Origin of the sequence: Microbacterium sp. 22242, assembly GCF_052045495.1 — a bacterium.
Lineage (GTDB): Bacteria > Actinomycetota > Actinomycetes > Actinomycetales > Microbacteriaceae > Microbacterium.
On the sequence record NZ_JBQEOZ010000013.1, the window covers coordinates 48,068 to 62,168 of the forward strand.

15 protein-coding genes are annotated in these 14,101 nt (G+C 70.6%); 3 read left to right on the plus strand and 12 right to left on the minus strand.

The window, feature by feature from the left end; all coding sequences use genetic code 11:
* Positions 1–24 precede the first annotated feature (24 nt).
* From ACTJJZ_RS13920 to prmC, 10 genes are all read right to left on the minus strand, one after another.
* Positions 25–921, minus strand: a complete 897-nt coding sequence (locus ACTJJZ_RS13920) for a F0F1 ATP synthase subunit gamma (RefSeq protein ID WP_440721784.1) — start codon at positions 919–921, stop codon at positions 25–27.
* 19 nt (positions 922–940) lie between these two features.
* Positions 941–2,581 (minus strand): F0F1 ATP synthase subunit alpha, encoded by a 1,641-nt coding sequence (atpA, locus tag ACTJJZ_RS13925; RefSeq protein ID WP_440721785.1) that lies wholly within the window; start codon positions 2,579–2,581, stop codon positions 941–943.
* A gap of 50 nt (positions 2,582–2,631) precedes the next feature.
* The gene (locus tag ACTJJZ_RS13930) at positions 2,632–3,420 is read right to left on the minus strand and encodes a F0F1 ATP synthase subunit delta (protein ID WP_440721786.1); all 789 of its coding nucleotides are present in this window, start codon (positions 3,418–3,420) and stop codon (positions 2,632–2,634) included.
* A complete protein-coding gene (locus ACTJJZ_RS13935; protein ID WP_440721787.1) occupies positions 3,420–3,974 on the minus strand; it encodes a F0F1 ATP synthase subunit B in 555 nt (184 codons plus the stop codon). The genes ACTJJZ_RS13930 and ACTJJZ_RS13935 overlap by 1 nt, the downstream gene beginning before the upstream one ends.
* A 28-nt stretch (positions 3,975–4,002) precedes the next feature.
* A complete protein-coding gene (gene atpE / locus ACTJJZ_RS13940; protein WP_045251710.1) occupies positions 4,003–4,239 on the minus strand; it encodes an ATP synthase F0 subunit C in 237 nt (78 codons plus the stop codon).
* Between the two features lie 50 nt (positions 4,240–4,289).
* Complete coding sequence (atpB, locus tag ACTJJZ_RS13945) at positions 4,290–5,108, minus strand: F0F1 ATP synthase subunit A (protein WP_440721788.1); 819 nt, start codon at positions 5,106–5,108, stop codon at positions 4,290–4,292.
* Positions 5,109–5,198: 90 nt separating this feature from the next.
* A complete protein-coding gene (locus tag ACTJJZ_RS13950) occupies positions 5,199–5,744 on the minus strand; it encodes a hypothetical protein (protein WP_440721789.1) in 546 nt (181 codons plus the stop codon).
* The gene (locus tag ACTJJZ_RS13955) at positions 5,741–6,928 is read right to left on the minus strand and encodes an MraY family glycosyltransferase (protein WP_440721790.1); all 1,188 of its coding nucleotides are present in this window, start codon (positions 6,926–6,928) and stop codon (positions 5,741–5,743) included. Before ACTJJZ_RS13955 ends, ACTJJZ_RS13950 begins: the two co-directional genes overlap by 4 nt.
* On the minus strand, positions 6,925–7,608 hold the full coding sequence (locus ACTJJZ_RS13960; protein ID WP_440721791.1) for an L-threonylcarbamoyladenylate synthase: 684 nt from the start codon (positions 7,606–7,608) through the stop codon (positions 6,925–6,927). Before ACTJJZ_RS13960 ends, ACTJJZ_RS13955 begins: the two co-directional genes overlap by 4 nt.
* A 28-nt stretch (positions 7,609–7,636) precedes the next feature.
* Positions 7,637–8,494 (minus strand): peptide chain release factor N(5)-glutamine methyltransferase, encoded by an 858-nt coding sequence (gene prmC, locus ACTJJZ_RS13965; RefSeq protein ID WP_440721792.1) that lies wholly within the window; start codon positions 8,492–8,494, stop codon positions 7,637–7,639.
* A 129-nt stretch (positions 8,495–8,623) separates the two neighbouring features.
* Here prmC and cysK point away from each other — a divergent pair, with 129 nt between their 5' ends.
* From cysK to ACTJJZ_RS13980, 3 genes are all read left to right on the plus strand, one after another.
* Positions 8,624–9,562, plus strand: a complete 939-nt coding sequence (gene cysK / locus ACTJJZ_RS13970) for a cysteine synthase A (RefSeq protein ID WP_440721793.1) — start codon at positions 8,624–8,626, stop codon at positions 9,560–9,562.
* On the plus strand, positions 9,562–10,143 hold the full coding sequence (epsC, locus tag ACTJJZ_RS13975) for a serine O-acetyltransferase EpsC (protein WP_440721794.1): 582 nt from the start codon (positions 9,562–9,564) through the stop codon (positions 10,141–10,143). The genes cysK and epsC overlap by 1 nt, the downstream gene beginning before the upstream one ends.
* A gap of 76 nt (positions 10,144–10,219) precedes the next feature.
* Positions 10,220–11,284, plus strand: coding sequence for a DNA polymerase IV (locus ACTJJZ_RS13980; RefSeq protein WP_440721795.1), 1,065 nt, complete (start codon positions 10,220–10,222; stop codon positions 11,282–11,284).
* 75 nt (positions 11,285–11,359) lie between these two features.
* On the opposite strand, the gene prfA is transcribed toward ACTJJZ_RS13980, so the two are convergent.
* Both prfA and rho read right to left on the minus strand, forming a co-directional pair.
* On the minus strand, positions 11,360–12,439 hold the full coding sequence (prfA, locus tag ACTJJZ_RS13985) for a peptide chain release factor 1 (protein ID WP_440721796.1): 1,080 nt from the start codon (positions 12,437–12,439) through the stop codon (positions 11,360–11,362).
* Positions 12,440–12,481: 42 nt separating this feature from the next.
* The coding region (rho, locus tag ACTJJZ_RS13990) for a transcription termination factor Rho (protein WP_440721797.1) at positions 12,482–14,101 on the minus strand (1,620 nt) is incomplete at its 5' end.

Consider the following 14,101-nt stretch of genomic DNA (forward strand, 5'->3'; position numbering starts at 1 on the left):
ATCTTCGTCTCTCTCCTGAGGGTCTTACTTGCTCGACGCCAGGGCGTCGGCGCCGCCGACGATCTCGGCGATCTGCTGCGTGATCTCCGCCTGACGCGCGTTGTTGCGCAGGCGGGTGTAGTCGGTGATGAGCTTGTCGGCGTTGTCGCTGGCCGACTTCATCGCCTTCTGCGTCGCGGCCTGCTTGGCGGCGGACGACTGCAGGAGGGCGTTGAAGACGCGGCTCTGGATGTACACCGGCAGGATCGCGTCGAGCACCGTCGCGGCGTCCGGCTCGAACTCGTAGAGCGGGTAGACGGCCGACGCGTCGGCCTCGTCGGCCTCTGCGATCTCCAGCGGAAGCAGGCGGACCGTCTCCGGCGACTGCGTCATCATGCTGACGAAGCGGTTGTAGACGAGGTGGATCTCGTCCACGCCGTTCTGCTCCCCGCCCCGCGCGAACGCCTCCAGCAGCGACGCCGAGATGGCCTCGGCCGTGTGGAACGACGGGGTGTCGGTGTCGCCGGTCCACTCCGCCGCGGCCTGGATGCCGCGGAACTGGAAGTAGCCGACGGCCCGGCGGCCGACGAGGTAGAACACCGGCTCGCGACCCTCCGAGCGCAGGAGCTCGGCGAGCTCCATGCCCTCGCGGAGGATCTGCGAGTTGAACGCGCCGGCGAGTCCGCGATCGGAGGCGAAGATCACGATCGCGGAGCGGCGGATCCTCTCGGGCTCGCGGGTGAGCGGGTGGTCGACGTTGGAGTGCGTGGCGACGGCAGAGACGGCCCTGGTCACGGCCCGCGCGAAGGGCGAGGACGCGTTGACCCGCGCCATCGCCTTCTGAATGCGCGAAGCCGCGATGAGCTCCATCGCCTTCGTGATCTTCTTGGTCGTCTGCGCAGAAGAGATCTTCTGCTTGTAGACCCGGAGTTGTGCGCCCATATCTCAGATTCCCCCGCGATTACGCGCGGCGGCCCTTGACGATCTTCTCCTGGTTCACGTCTTCGACGTCGGCCGCCGCGTGCTCCTCGCGGCCGGGGGCGGAGATGCCGTGGCTCTTGCCGCCCTGGAACTCGAGGATGAAGGCGTCGGTGGCCTTCTCCAGCTCTGCGACGGTGTCGTCGTCGAGGACGTTCGTCTCACGCAGGGTGTCCAGGACCTTGGTGTGCCGGCGGACGTGGTCCAGCAGCTCGCGCTCGAAGCGCAGCACGTCCTCGACCTCGATCGTGTCGAGCTTGCCGTTGGTGCCGGCCCAGATCGAGACGACCTGCTCCTCCACCGGGTACGGCGAGTACTGCGGCTGCTTGAGCAGCTCGGTCAGGCGCGCACCGCGGGACAGCTGACGGCGCGAGGCCTGGTCGAGGTCGGACGCGAACATCGCGAACGCCTCGAGCGAGCGGTACTGCGCGAGCTCGAGCTTCAGCGTTCCGGAGACCTTCTTGATCGACTTGACCTGGGCGTCGCCACCGACGCGGGACACCGAGATGCCCACGTCGACGGCCGGACGCTGGTTCGCGTTGAACAGGTCGGACTGCAGGAAGATCTGGCCGTCCGTGATCGAGATCACGTTGGTCGGGATGTACGCCGAGACGTCGTTCGCCTTGGTCTCGATGATCGGCAGACCCGTCATCGATCCCGCGCCCAGCTCGTCGGACAGCTTCGCGCAGCGCTCCAGCAGACGGGAGTGCAGGTAGAAGACGTCACCCGGGTAGGCCTCGCGGCCCGGCGGGCGGCGCAGCAGCAGCGACACGGCACGGTACGCCTCGGCCTGCTTGGACAGGTCGTCGAAGATGATCAGGACGTGCTTGCCGCCGTACATCCAGTGCTGGCCGATGGCCGAGCCGGTGTACGGGGCGAGGTACTTGAAGCCGGCCGGGTCGGACGCCGGGGCGGCGACGATGGTCGTGTACTCCAGGGCGCCGGCCTCTTCCAGCGCGCCCTTCACGGAGGCGATGGTCGAGCCCTTCTGGCCGATCGCGACGTAGATGCAGCGGACCTGCTTGCTGACGTCGCCGGACTCCCAGTTGGCCTTCTGGTTGATGATCGTGTCGATCGCGATCGCGGTCTTGCCGGTCTGGCGGTCGCCGATGATGAGCTGGCGCTGGCCGCGGCCGACCGGGATCATCGCGTCGATGGCCTTGATGCCGGTCTGCATCGGCTCGTGCACGCTCTTGCGCTGCATGACGCCGGGCGCCTGCAGCTCGAGCGCGCGGACGCCCTCCGTGGCGATCTCGCCGAGGCCGTCGATCGGGTTGCCGAGCGGGTCCACCACGCGGCCGAGGTAGCCGTCTCCGACGGGGACCGAGAGGACCTCGCCGGTGCGGGTGACCTCCTGGCCGGCCTCGACGCCGGAGAACTCGCCGAGGACGACGACGCCGATCTCGTGCTCGTCCAGGTTCAGAGCGAGACCCTTGGTGCCGTCGGCGAAGGTCACGAGCTCGTTCGCCATGACGCCGGGCAGGCCCTCGACGTGCGCGATGCCGTCCGCTGCGTCGATGACGGTGCCGACCTCGGTGGCCGTGCCGGACGCCGGCTCGTACGCGGCGACGAAGTCCTTCAGCGCGTCACGGATGACGTCGGGGCTGATCGAAAGTTCTGCCATTGTCTTCCCTTTGTGTTCGGGGTGCGCGGCTTCCCGCGCGAAGTCGTGTTTCAGCCCGCGAGCTTCTGCCGGAGATCGGCGAGGCGGGCGGCGATGCTGCCGTCGATGACGTCGTCCGCGACCTGCACGCGCAGGCCTCCGACGACCGAGGGATCGATGACCTCGTTGAGCGCGATCCGACGGCCGTAGCGGCCGGCGAGCACGTCGCCGAGCCGGGTGCGCTGCTCCGCGGTCAGCGGCGCGGCCGTGCTCACGGTCGCGACGATCCGATCGCGCTGCGCGGAGACGATCCGCATCGCGCGGCTCAGCAGCCGGCGCACGCGACGCTCGCGCGGACGGCTCACCAGCGAGGTGACGATCAGGGTCGTGGCGGGGTTCAGGCGGGTCCCGACGAGCTTCTGCACCAGCGCGGCCTTGCCGTCGCCATCGCCCAGGCGGCTGCCCAGCGCGAGCTCGAGATCGGCGTTGTCCGCCACCAGCCGGGTCACCGAGAACAGCTCGCCCTCGATGTCGACGTCGGGAGCCGCGATCGCGGTGGCGCGCACGGCGAGCTCCTCCACACCGTCGACCAGGTCGGCGGCGGAGGACCAGCGCTGTGCGACGGCTGTCTTCACCAGCTCCTGCACCGGCGCGGAGGCGCCGGAGAACACGCGCGACACGAGTGCCGCACGTGCGTCGGCCGGGGCGGCCGAGTCGGCGAGCGCGCCGCTCAGCGCGGAGGAGTCACCGATCAGGCGCATGGCGGAGAACAGCTCGCCGGCGGCCTCGAGGGTGATCCCCTGCGCGGCGTTCAGAGCGCTGCTCGACGCCACCAGGGCCTGAGCGGTCGCGCTGCCCATTACTTCGCCGCCTCGGAGGCTTCGAGGTCCGCGAGGAAGCGGTCCACGACCGCCGTCGCACGGGCGTCGTCGGAGAGCGTCTCGCCGACTACGCCGCCGGCGAGGTCGAGGGCGAGGCCGCCGACCTCGTTGCGCAGGGAGACGAACGCCGTCTGGCGCTCGGCCTCGATCTGCGCGTGCGCGGCAGCGGTGAGACGCGCGGCCTCGGTGGCTGCGGCCTCCTTGGCCTCGGCGACGATCTTCTTGCCGTCCTCACGGGCGGTCTCGCGGATCTCACCGGCCTCGGTGCGGGCCTCGGCGAGCTGGCGGGTGTACTCCTCCAGCGCGGCCTCGGCCTGCTTCTGGGCCTCGTCGGCCTTCGCGATGTTGCCCTCGATGGCGGCGGAGCGCTCGTCGAGCATCTTCGTGAAGCGCGGAAGGGCGACCTTCCACACCGCGATGAGGATCACGATGAACCACAGCGCCGACCAGACCAGGTCGTACCAGGCGGGCAGCAGAGGGTTGTTCGCCTTCTCCGCCTCGGCCGCGAGGTGCGTGACAAGAGCGTTCAGCATCCTGTCTCCTTCGGGATTCGGGTGCGGATTACGGGAAGGGGATGAAGCCGACGGCGATGCCGACGAATGCGAGCGCCTCGGTGAAGGCGATGCCGATCCACATCAGAACCTGCAGGCGGCCGGCCAGCTCGGGCTGGCGGGCGACACCCTCGATCGTCTTGCCGACGACGATGCCCACGCCGATGGCCGGGCCGATGGCGGCCAGGCCGTAGCCGATCGCCGCGAGGTTGCCGTTGACTGCTGCGAGAACCGTAGTAGCGTCCACGGGTTTTTCCTTTCGTTGTGGGCGGCACGTTCACCGCCCGCAGGGGGTTGTCAGTGCTCTTCTGCGACCGCGAGCTGAATGTAGACCGCGGTGAGGACGGTGAAGACGTAGGCCTGGAGGACGGCCACCAGGATCTCGAAGACCGAGAAGGCGCCGCCGAAGGCGAGGGTTCCCAGGCCGAGCGCGGCCCAGCCGCCGCCCGCCGTGAAGAAGAAGAACGCGGTGGCCGAGTAGCACAGCACGAGCAGCATGTGCCCGACGACCATGTTCATCAGCAGTCGCAGGGTGAGCGTCACCGGACGGACGATGAAGGTCGAGATGAACTCGATCGGGGTGACGATGATGTACACCGGCCACGGCACGCCCGCGGGGAACAGCGCGTTCTTGAAGAAGTTCTTCGGGCTCTTCCTGATGCCGGCGTAGATGAACGTCACGTAGCTGATCACGGCCAGCAGCAGCGGCACGCCGATGATGCTCGTCCCCGCGATGTTCAGGAGCGGGATGATGCCGGTGATGTTCATGAACAGCGTCATGAAGAAGATCGTCGTGAGCAGCGGCAGGAAGCGGTCGCCGTCCTTGCGGCCGAGCAGGTCGTGCGCGATGCCGCCGCGGACGAAGCCGAGGCCCATCTCCACGACGCTCTGGAACCGCCCGGGGACGATCTTCATGCGACGGGTGCCGAGCACCAGGATCAGCACGACGGCGACGACCGAGACGAACTGGACCACGTGGATCCGGTGGACAGGGACGCCGAAGACGTTGAACAGGATCTCGGGGAAGAACTCGTCGATGGACGGACCGTGGAAACCGCTGTCGGAGGCCAGTCGTGGGATCAGGGTCGCAGCAAGATTAAACAGCGCGGGCTCCAACTTCGGGGCACCGGGGGCTACCGGGGCGGCGGTCGATGTGCTTCACGGCGCAGCGCTCGCAGCACGGCGAACGGGCACAAGGCCAGCCTATCAGACGTGTGAGTTTCCTGAGTCCGCCTCCGGGCCGGCCTGAGGCCCTTCCCCGCGCTCGTCCGGGACGGATCCTCTCCGCGGTGCGACGTCCTCCGGGGCGACGGTGGGCAGCGTCGTGTCGCTCACGTGCGGCAGGCGCATCCTCAGGAAGACCACGGCGTCGATCGCGAGCGACGCGAGCACCCCGGCCAGCAGGGACCAGAAGAACACCACCGGCTCCAGCCAGGGCTGACCCCGGAGCACGAGAATCAGCACCACGAACAGCCCGAGCTTGAGGAACCAACCGCCCAGCACGATCGCGAAGAACAGCTGCGCGTACAGCTCCTGGCCGAACCAGCGGTTCGCGACCAGGATGCTGATCGCCGTGATCGCGAGGAACACGACCGCGATCAGGATGCCGGCCAGCCCGCTCCAGGCTCCGGGAGCGCCCTTGAACACGCCGCCGAGCACCGCGGCGACGACGGCGAGCAGCACGGCGGCGATCGCCGAGGCGATCAGGGTCGTGCGCAGGATCGGCGTGCTGGTGACGGGGCTGGGGCTCATGACGGCTCTTTCGGGGTGGCTCCCGCGTCGGCGGGCGGGGACGAGGACGGCGCCGCGGCGGCGCGCGGAGGCGACGGGATGAGGGTGACCACCAGGCACGCGGCCGCTCCGACCACGCCAAACAGGACGCCGGCCGCGTACTCGCCGTACCAGCCCTCCCTGGATCCGATGTACATCAGCAGCACCGCGATCGAGATGACCGCGGTCCAGGCGTAGAAGATGAGCACGGCGTCGCGGCCGCGATGGCCGAGGTCGAGCATGCGGTGGTGCAGGTGCTTGCGGTCCGGGGAGAACGGCGACTTCCCCGCCCGCATCCTGCGCAGCACCGCGAGGCCGAAGTCGAGCAGCGGGAGCAGCACGACCACGACCGGGAGCAGGATCGGGATGAACGCTCCGAGCAGCTGGGAGCGGCCGATCTGCGCCTGGGTCAGCACCGTCGGGTTCAGCTGACCGGTGATCGCCACCGCCGAGGTCGCCATCAGCAGGCCGATCACGAGCGCGCCGGAGTCGCCCATGAACAGCTTCGCCGGGCTCCAGTTCATCGGCAGGAAGCCGACGCACGCGCCGATCAGGACCGCGGCGATGAACGGCGCGAGGCTGAAGTAGCTGGACTGCCCGATGTCCCTCGCGATGATGTACGAGTACGCGAAGAAGACGCCGTTCGCGATCAGGCAGACGCCGGCGACCAGCCCGTCCAGGCCGTCGATGAAGTTCACCGCGTTCATCACGATCACGATCACGAACATCGTGATCGCGATGCTCAGCCAGCTGGATCCGATGATCGGCTCGGCGAGCGGGAGCGAGGCGATCTGCAGGCCGCCGACGATCGTGATGAGGCCGGCGGCGATGAACTGCGCCCCCAGCTTGATCATCCAGTCCAGGTCCCACAGGTCGTCGACGACGCCCACGATCGCGATCAGCAGCACTGCGCCGAGGACGGACCACATGGTCTGCGGCTGCGCCCAGATGATGCCGAAGAACGGACTCGCCGCGGACGCCGCGAACGCCGCGAGGATGCCGATCAGCATCGCCACGCCGCCGAGTCGCGGCGTCGGAGTGGTGTGCACGTCCCGCTCGCGGATGCCGGGGTAGAGCTTGAACCGGAGGCTGAGCTGCCACACCCCCCACGAGCAGACCAGCGTCACCGCGGCCGTGAGGATCACGGTGAACAGGTACTGCTTCATGTGGTCTCTTCGAGCAGGTCCCCGAGCACTCGGGCGAGCTCCTCGCGGCTGATGGCGCCGTCCCGGAGCACGCGCACCTTCGCGTCCTCGCCGCCGGGGCGCACGAGCGAGGTGGCGTCGACGATCGTGGACGCGACGCCGCCCTCCGCCTCGGTCACGGGTCCGTGGTCGAGATACACCGCGACGCTGTCGCCGAGCATGCGCTGGGCGGCGCCGATCTCGGCGGCGGCCTCCTGACCGGTGAGATTGGCGCTGGACACGGCGAGCGGACCGGTCTCCTCGAGCAGGGCGAGGGCGATCCTGTGGTCCGGCATGCGCACCGCGACCGTGCCGTGCGTCTCGCCCAGGTCCCACACCAGGGACGGCTGCGAGGGCAGCACGATGGTGAGTCCGCCGGGCCAGAACTCGTCGACGAGGCGCTGCACCGGCTCTGGCACGGTCTCGACGAGGGCGGACAGGGTCGCGACGCTGCCGACGAGCACGGGCGGCGGCTGCTGACGGCCGCGGCCCTTCGCGTCGAGCAGACGCTGCACGGCGGCCGGGCTGAACGCGTCCGCGGCGACCCCGTAGACGGTGTCGGTGGGGAGCACGACCAGCTCACCGCGGCCGATGGCCTGGCGGGCCTGGCGCATCCCGGTGAGGACCTGATCCGCATCGCGGCAATCGAAGACAGGGGACATGACCGATCCAGTCTACGGGGCGACGACGCTACGGCCGGATCGCGGTGGTCGCCCGGTCGCGCTGGATGAGGTCGCGGTGGGTCGCGGTGGCGCGCCAGCCGTGCCCGTCCAGCAGTTCCCGGATCGCGGCGCCCTGCACCTCCGCGTGCTCGAGCACGAGCGTGCCGCCAGGGCGCAGCAGCGCCCACGCGCGCCGGCTGATCGCGCGCACCACGTCGAGGCCGTCCGGGCCGCCGTAGAGCGCGAGGGCGGGATCGAACAGGCGCACCTCCGGGTCGCGCGGGACCGCGTCGTCCGGGACGTACGGCGGATTGGAGATGACCACGTCGACGGTGCCGTCCAGCTCCGCGAGCTCGTCCGCGAGGTCGCCGAGGACCAGGGTCAGGTTCGGCTGGCCGGCGGTGTTCCGCGCCGCCCACGCGTGCGCCTCCGGGGAGAGCTCGACCGCGTGCACCTGCGCGTGCGGGACCTCGGTGGCCAGCGCGAGCGCGATCGCTCCGGATCCCGTGCACAGGTCGACGCCGACCGGCTCGGGCGAGGCGGAGGCGAGCAGCGCGTCGATCGCGAACTGCGCGACGATCTCGGTCTCCGGACGCGGCACGAACACCCCCGGCCCCACCGCGAGCTCGAGGTGGCGGAACGGCGCGGTGCCGGTGAGGTGCTGCAGAGGCTCGCGCTTCGCGCGCCGCGCGACCAGCGCGTCCAGCGCCGCCAGCTCGGCATCGTCCAGCTGCTGCCCTCGGATCGCGGCGGCCTGGAGCGCGCCGCGGCCGAGTTCCAGGACGTGACCTGCGAGCAGTTCCGCGTCGACCACCGGATCCGGGACCCCCGCCTCGGCGAGGGTCGTCGCGGCGCGGCGGAGGACGTCGGCGAGGGGCGCAGGCACGATGCCAGCCTAGTTCCGGCGCAGGGCGTAATCGTGGCGTCACATTCACCGGGCGCACACGGGCGCGCCCTAGGCTGTGCTGGCACTGCATCGTGCGTCTCAGACGCGTCGCCCATCGAAAGGTCAGTCATGGCAGGGATCCACTCCGACATCACCACCGCGTTCGGCAACACGCCTCTGGTCAAGCTGAACCACCTCACCGAGGGTCTGGACGCGACGGTGCTCGTCAAGCTCGAGTCGTTCAATCCGGCCTCGAGCGTCAAGGACCGCATCGGCATCGCGATCGTCAACGCCGCAGAGGCCGCGGGAGAGCTGAAGCCGGGCGGGACGATCGTCGAGGCGACCAGCGGCAACACCGGGATCGCCCTGGCCATGGTCGGCGCGGCCCGCGGCTACCGCGTGATCCTCACCATGCCCGCGTCCATGTCGAAGGAGCGCCGCGTGCTGCTCAAGGCGTTCGGCGCCGAGCTCGTGCTCACCGACCCGACCAAGGGCATGAGCGGCGCGATCGAGGCGCTGCAGGAGATCATCGCCGCCACCCCCGGCGCCGTCTGGGCCCGGCAGTTCGAGAACGCGGCGAACCCGCAGATCCACCGCGAGACCACCGCGCAGGAGATCCTCCAGGACACCGACGGGAACGTCGACGTGTTCATCGCGGGCGTCGGCACCGGCGGCACCGTGACCGGAACGGGCCAGGCGCTCAAGGCGGCCAAGCCCGACGTGAAGGTCATCGCCGTCGAGCCGACCGACTCCCCGCTGCTCAGCGAGGGCCGCGTCGGCCCGGCGAAGATCCAGGGCATCGGCCCGAACTTCGTCCCGGCGATCCTGGACCGCGACGTCATCGACGAGGTCATCACCGCCGGCTTCGACGAGTCGCTGGCCACCGCCCGCGACCTCGCCGCCAAGGAGGGCCTGCTCGTCGGGATCTCCAGCGGCGCCGCGGTCGCACAGGCGCTGAAGGTCGCCGCCCGTCCCGAGAGCGCGGGCAAGACGATCGTCGTGGTCGCCCCCGACACCGGTGAGCGCTACCTGTCCACCGCCCTGTTCGAGGACCTGCGCGAGGACTGATGGCCTCTCGGATGTCGTGGGCCGGGCGGATGCGCGAGGATGTCGCGTCCGCCCGGCTCCGCGACCCCGCGGCCCGCGGCGGCCTCGAGATCGCGATCCTGTATCCCGGTCTGCACGCGATCTGGGCCCACCGGGTGAACCACGCGCTGTGGACGCGCGGGCTGCGCTTCCCCGCGCGGATGGGCTCCCAGGTCGCGCGCTGGCTCACCGGCGTCGAGATCCATCCCGGTGCCACGATCGGGCGCCGCTTCTTCATCGACCACGGCATGGGCGTCGTGATCGGCGAGACCGCCGAGGTCGGCGACGACGTGATGCTCTACCACGGGGTCACCCTCGGCGGCCGCACCCGCGACTCCGGCAAGCGCCACCCCACCCTCGAGGACGGCGTCGTGGTGGGCGCCGGTGCGAAGATCCTCGGCCCCGTCGTGATCGGCGCCCGCTCTGCGGTCGGCGCGAACGCGGTCGTCACCAAGGACGCCCCGCCGGACTCCGTGCTCACCGGCGTGCCCGCGCGGGCTCGGCCCCGTGCCGCGGGCGAGAGCACGGCCCGGATCCTCTCGGTCCCCGACTACTCGATCTGAGTGGAACGCCCGTCCGGACCGGTGACTCGCGATCGGACGCGTGCCCGGCCGCGCCCGCCCGCGTACCCTCGGGGGCATGCGCTGGGTGCTTCATGTGGACCTCGACCAGTTCATCGCCGCCGTCGAGGTGCTGCGCCGTCCGGAGCTGGCCGGGCTGCCCGTCATCGTGGGCGGCCGCGGCGACCCGGCCGAGCGCGCCGTGGTCTCGACCGCGTCCTACGAGGCTCGCGCGTTCGGCGTCGGATCCGGGATGCCGCTGCGGATCGCCGCACGCAAGGCGCCGGATGCGGTGATCCTGCCCGTGGACGGCCCCGCCTACCTCGCGGCGTCGCGCGAGGTGATGTCCGTGCTGCGCGCCCAGCCCGGCGCGGTGGTGCAGGTGCTGGGCTGGGACGAGGCGTTCGTGGGCGTCGACACGGAGGACCCGGCGGCGTACGCCCGGCGGATCCAGCAGGCCGTCCTCGCGGAGACCCGGCTGCACTGCAGCGTCGGCATCGGCGACACTCTCGTGCGGGCGAAGATCGCGACCGGGTTCGGCAAGCCGCGGGGCGTGTTCCGGCTCACCGCGGAGAACTGGGCGGAGGTGATGGGCGAGCGCCCCGTGATCGACCTCTGGGGCGTCGGCTCGAAGGTGTCCAGACGTCTCCTCGCGCTCGGGGTCCGCACGGTCGCGGAGCTCGCGCAGGCGCCCGAGGAGGCGCTCACCGGCGAGTTCGGCCCGCGGATGGGGTTCTGGTACCGCGAGCTCGGCCGCGGCGGCGGCTCGGCCGTCGTCGACGACACGCCCTGGATCCCGCGCGGGCACAGCCGCGAGACGACCTACCAGACCGACCTCGCCGACCGGGCCGAGATCGAGCAGGCCGCGCTCGCCCTGCTCGAACAGGTGCTCGGCGATGTCGCGGAGGACGGGCGAGAGGTCATCGGCCTGGGCCTGAAGGTGCGGTACGCGCCGTTCACGACGAAGACGTTCACGAAGCGGATCCCGGCGACCACGGACCGGGAGGCCGTGCGCACGAAGGCGCGCGAGCTGATCGGCCGGATCGCGCCGGACCGGCCGGTGCGGCTGCTGGGCATGCGTGCGGAGATGGCGCTGCCGGATGACGCCAGGGAGGGCCGCACGCCCACGCGCGGGGCGTGGTGACCGACCGGGACCGCTGAGGAGCAGGCCGGTGACCGATCCGGGGCTGCCGACGGAGCCCGGCCGCGATCCCGGCGCTCAGTCCTCGGTGCCGAGGGCGGCGAGCCGCGCCTCCTCGTCCGCGTGGATCGCGGACTCGATGAGGGGCTCGAGCGCCCCGTCCATGACCTGGTCGAGGTTGTACGCCTTGAAGCCGGTGCGGTGATCCGCGATGCGGTTCTCCGGGAAGTTGTAGGTGCGGATCCGCTCGGAGCGGTCCATGCCGCGGATCTGCGAGCGCCGCGCGTCGCTGGCCGCGGCGTCGCGCTCCTCCTGCTGCCTGGCGAGCAGGCGGGCACGGAGCACGCGCATGCCGGCCTCGCGGTTCTGCAGCTGCGACTTCTCGTTCTGCATCGACACCACGATGCCGGTCGGCAGGTGCGTGATGCGCACGGCGGAGTCGGTGGTGTTCACCGACTGTCCGCCGGGACCGGACGAGCGGAACACGTCGATCTTCAGGTCGTTCTGGCTGATCGCGACCTCGTCGGGCTCGTCGACCTCGGGGAACACCAGGACTCCGGTCGTGGACGTGTGGATCCGGCCCTGCGACTCGGTGGCCGGCACGCGCTGCACGCGGTGCACGCCGCCCTCGTACTTGAGGTGCGCCCAGACGCCCTGGGACGGATCGGTCGAGGATCCCTTGATCGCGAGCTGCACGTCCTTGTAGCCGCCGAGGTCGGACTCGGTGCGCTCCAGCAGCTCGGTCTTCCAGCCCTTGGACGCCGCGTACTGCACGTACATGCGCAGCAGATCGGCGGCGAAGAGGGCGGATTCGGCTCCGCCCTCCCCCGCCTTGATCTCCATGATCACGTCGCGTGCGTCGTCGGGGTCGCGCGGGATCAGCAGGCGCCGCAGGCGCTCCTGCGCGGTCTGCAGTCCCTCTTCGAGGCCCGGGATCTCCGCCGCGATCGACTCGTCCTCCCGGGCGAACTCGCGCGCGGTGTCGAGGTCCTCGCCCGCGGCGATCCAGTCGTCATGCGCCTTCACGATGCGGCTGAGCTCGGCGTAGCGGCGGTTGACGCGCTTCGCCCGCGCGGCGTCGGCGTGCACCTCGGGGTCGGAGAGCTCGCTCTCCACCCTGCGGTGCTCGTCGCGCAGCGACTCGACCTGTTCGAACATGACGACCGGATCCCGAATCGGTGCCTGATCCGCGGACGCGGCTCAGCGGATGCTGTTCTCGGACGCGTGGCTGTGCCCCGTGCCCGCCGACGGCTTGCCCAGCTGCGCGTTCTGCATCTGCAGCAGGAACTCGACGTTCGACTCGGTCTCCTTGAGCTTGCCCAGGACGACCTCGAGCGCCTGCTGCGGGTCGAGCCCGGCGAGGGCGCGGCGCAGCTTCCAGGTGATCTTGACCTCGTCGGGGCTCAGCAGCATCTCCTCGCGGCGGGTGCTGGACGCGTTCACGTCGACCGCCGGGAAGATCCGCTTGTCGGCGAGCGCGCGGCTGAGGCGCAGCTCGCTGTTGCCGGTGCCCTTGAACTCCTCGAAGATGACCTCGTCCATCTTGGACCCGGTCTCGACGAGCGCGGTGGCGAGGATCGTGAGGGATCCGCCGTTCTCGATGTTGCGCGCGGCGCCGAAGAAGCGCTTCGGCGGGTACAGGGCGGAGGCGTCCACGCCGCCGGTGAGCACGCGACCGGAGGCCGGCGCCGAGATGTTGTAGGCGCGGCCGAGGCGGGTGATCGAGTCGAGCAGCACGACGACGTCGCGGCCCAGCTCGACCAGGCGCTTGGCGCGCTCGATCGCGAGCTCGGCGACCGTGGTGTGGTCCTCGGCCGGACGGTCGAAGGTCGAGGCGATGACCTCGCCCTTGACCGTGCGCTGCATGTCGGTGACCTCTTCGGGGCGCTCGTCGACGAGCACGACCATGAGGTGCACCTCGGGGTTGTTCTGCGCGATCGCGTTCGCGATCTGCTGCAGCACGATCGTCTTGCCCGCCTTCGGGGGCGCGACGATGAGGCCGCGCTGGCCCTTGCCGATCGGAGCGACGAGGTCGATGATGCGCTGGGTCAGCTTCGACGCCGAGGTCTCCAGGCGCAGGCGCTCCTGCGGGTACAGCGGGGTGAGCGCGGAGAACTCGACCCGGTTCGCGGCGTCGTCGGTGCTCAGGCCGTTGATCGAGTCGACCTTGACCAGGGCGTTGTACTTCTGGCGCCCCTGCTGCTCGCCCTCGCGCGGCTGCTTGATCGCGCCGACGACCGCGTCGCCCTTGCGCAGGTTGTACTTCTTCACCTGGCCGAGCGAGACGTAGACGTCGCTGGGACCGGACAGGTAGCCGGAGGTGCGCACGAACGCGTAGTTGTCGAGCACGTCGAGGATGCCCGCGATCGGGATGAGGACGTCGTCCTCGCCGATCTCGGTCTCGAACTCGTCGATGTTCGCGTTCGCCGTGCCGCCGCGGCGCTTGTTGCGCTGCCGGCCGCGGCCCTGGCCCGAGCCCTCCTCGTCGAGGTCGACGGATCCGCCGCGCTGGTTCTGGTTGGCGTTGTTCTGGCCGGCGTTGTTCTGGCCGCGCTGGCCGTTGCCCTCGTTGCGCTGGCCGTTGCCCTCGCCGTCCTGAGCGTTCTGACCGTTGCGGCTGCGGCTGCGCGAACGCGAGCGGCTGCGCGACCGCGAACCCTGCTCCTCGCCGCCCTCGCCGGGGGTCTCGGAGCCCTGCTCGGCCGGCGCGTCGGACGCGGCGGCCGGGGCCTCGACCGCGGGCGCCTCGGCGGAAGCGGTCTCGGCCGGAGCCTCCTCCGCCTTCTTCGCCCGGCTGCGACGCGGGGCCTTCGCCTTCGG

Bases quoted from the DNA above. Each gene is read 5' to 3' on its own strand.
- ACTJJZ_RS13920 (WP_440721784.1), bottom strand. From the start codon at position 921: ATGGGCGCACAACTCCGGGTCTACAAGCAGAAGATCTCTTCTGCGCAG.
- atpA (WP_440721785.1), bottom strand. From the start codon at position 2,581: ATGGCAGAACTTTCGATCAGCCCCGACGTCATCCGTGACGCGCTGAAG.
- ACTJJZ_RS13930 (WP_440721786.1), bottom strand. From the start codon at position 3,420: ATGGGCAGCGCGACCGCTCAGGCCCTGGTGGCGTCGAGCAGCGCTCTG.
- ACTJJZ_RS13935 (WP_440721787.1), bottom strand. From the start codon at position 3,974: ATGCTGAACGCTCTTGTCACGCACCTCGCGGCCGAGGCGGAGAAGGCG.
- ACTJJZ_RS13950 (WP_440721789.1), bottom strand. From the start codon at position 5,744: ATGAGCCCCAGCCCCGTCACCAGCACGCCGATCCTGCGCACGACCCTG.
- ACTJJZ_RS13955 (WP_440721790.1), bottom strand. From the start codon at position 6,928: ATGAAGCAGTACCTGTTCACCGTGATCCTCACGGCCGCGGTGACGCTG.
- ACTJJZ_RS13960 (WP_440721791.1), bottom strand. From the start codon at position 7,608: ATGTCCCCTGTCTTCGATTGCCGCGATGCGGATCAGGTCCTCACCGGG.
- cysK (WP_440721793.1), top strand. From the start codon at position 8,624: ATGGCAGGGATCCACTCCGACATCACCACCGCGTTCGGCAACACGCCT.
- epsC (WP_440721794.1), top strand. From the start codon at position 9,562: ATGGCCTCTCGGATGTCGTGGGCCGGGCGGATGCGCGAGGATGTCGCG.
- ACTJJZ_RS13980 (WP_440721795.1), top strand. From the start codon at position 10,220: ATGCGCTGGGTGCTTCATGTGGACCTCGACCAGTTCATCGCCGCCGTC.
- prfA (WP_440721796.1), bottom strand. From the start codon at position 12,439: ATGTTCGAACAGGTCGAGTCGCTGCGCGACGAGCACCGCAGGGTGGAG.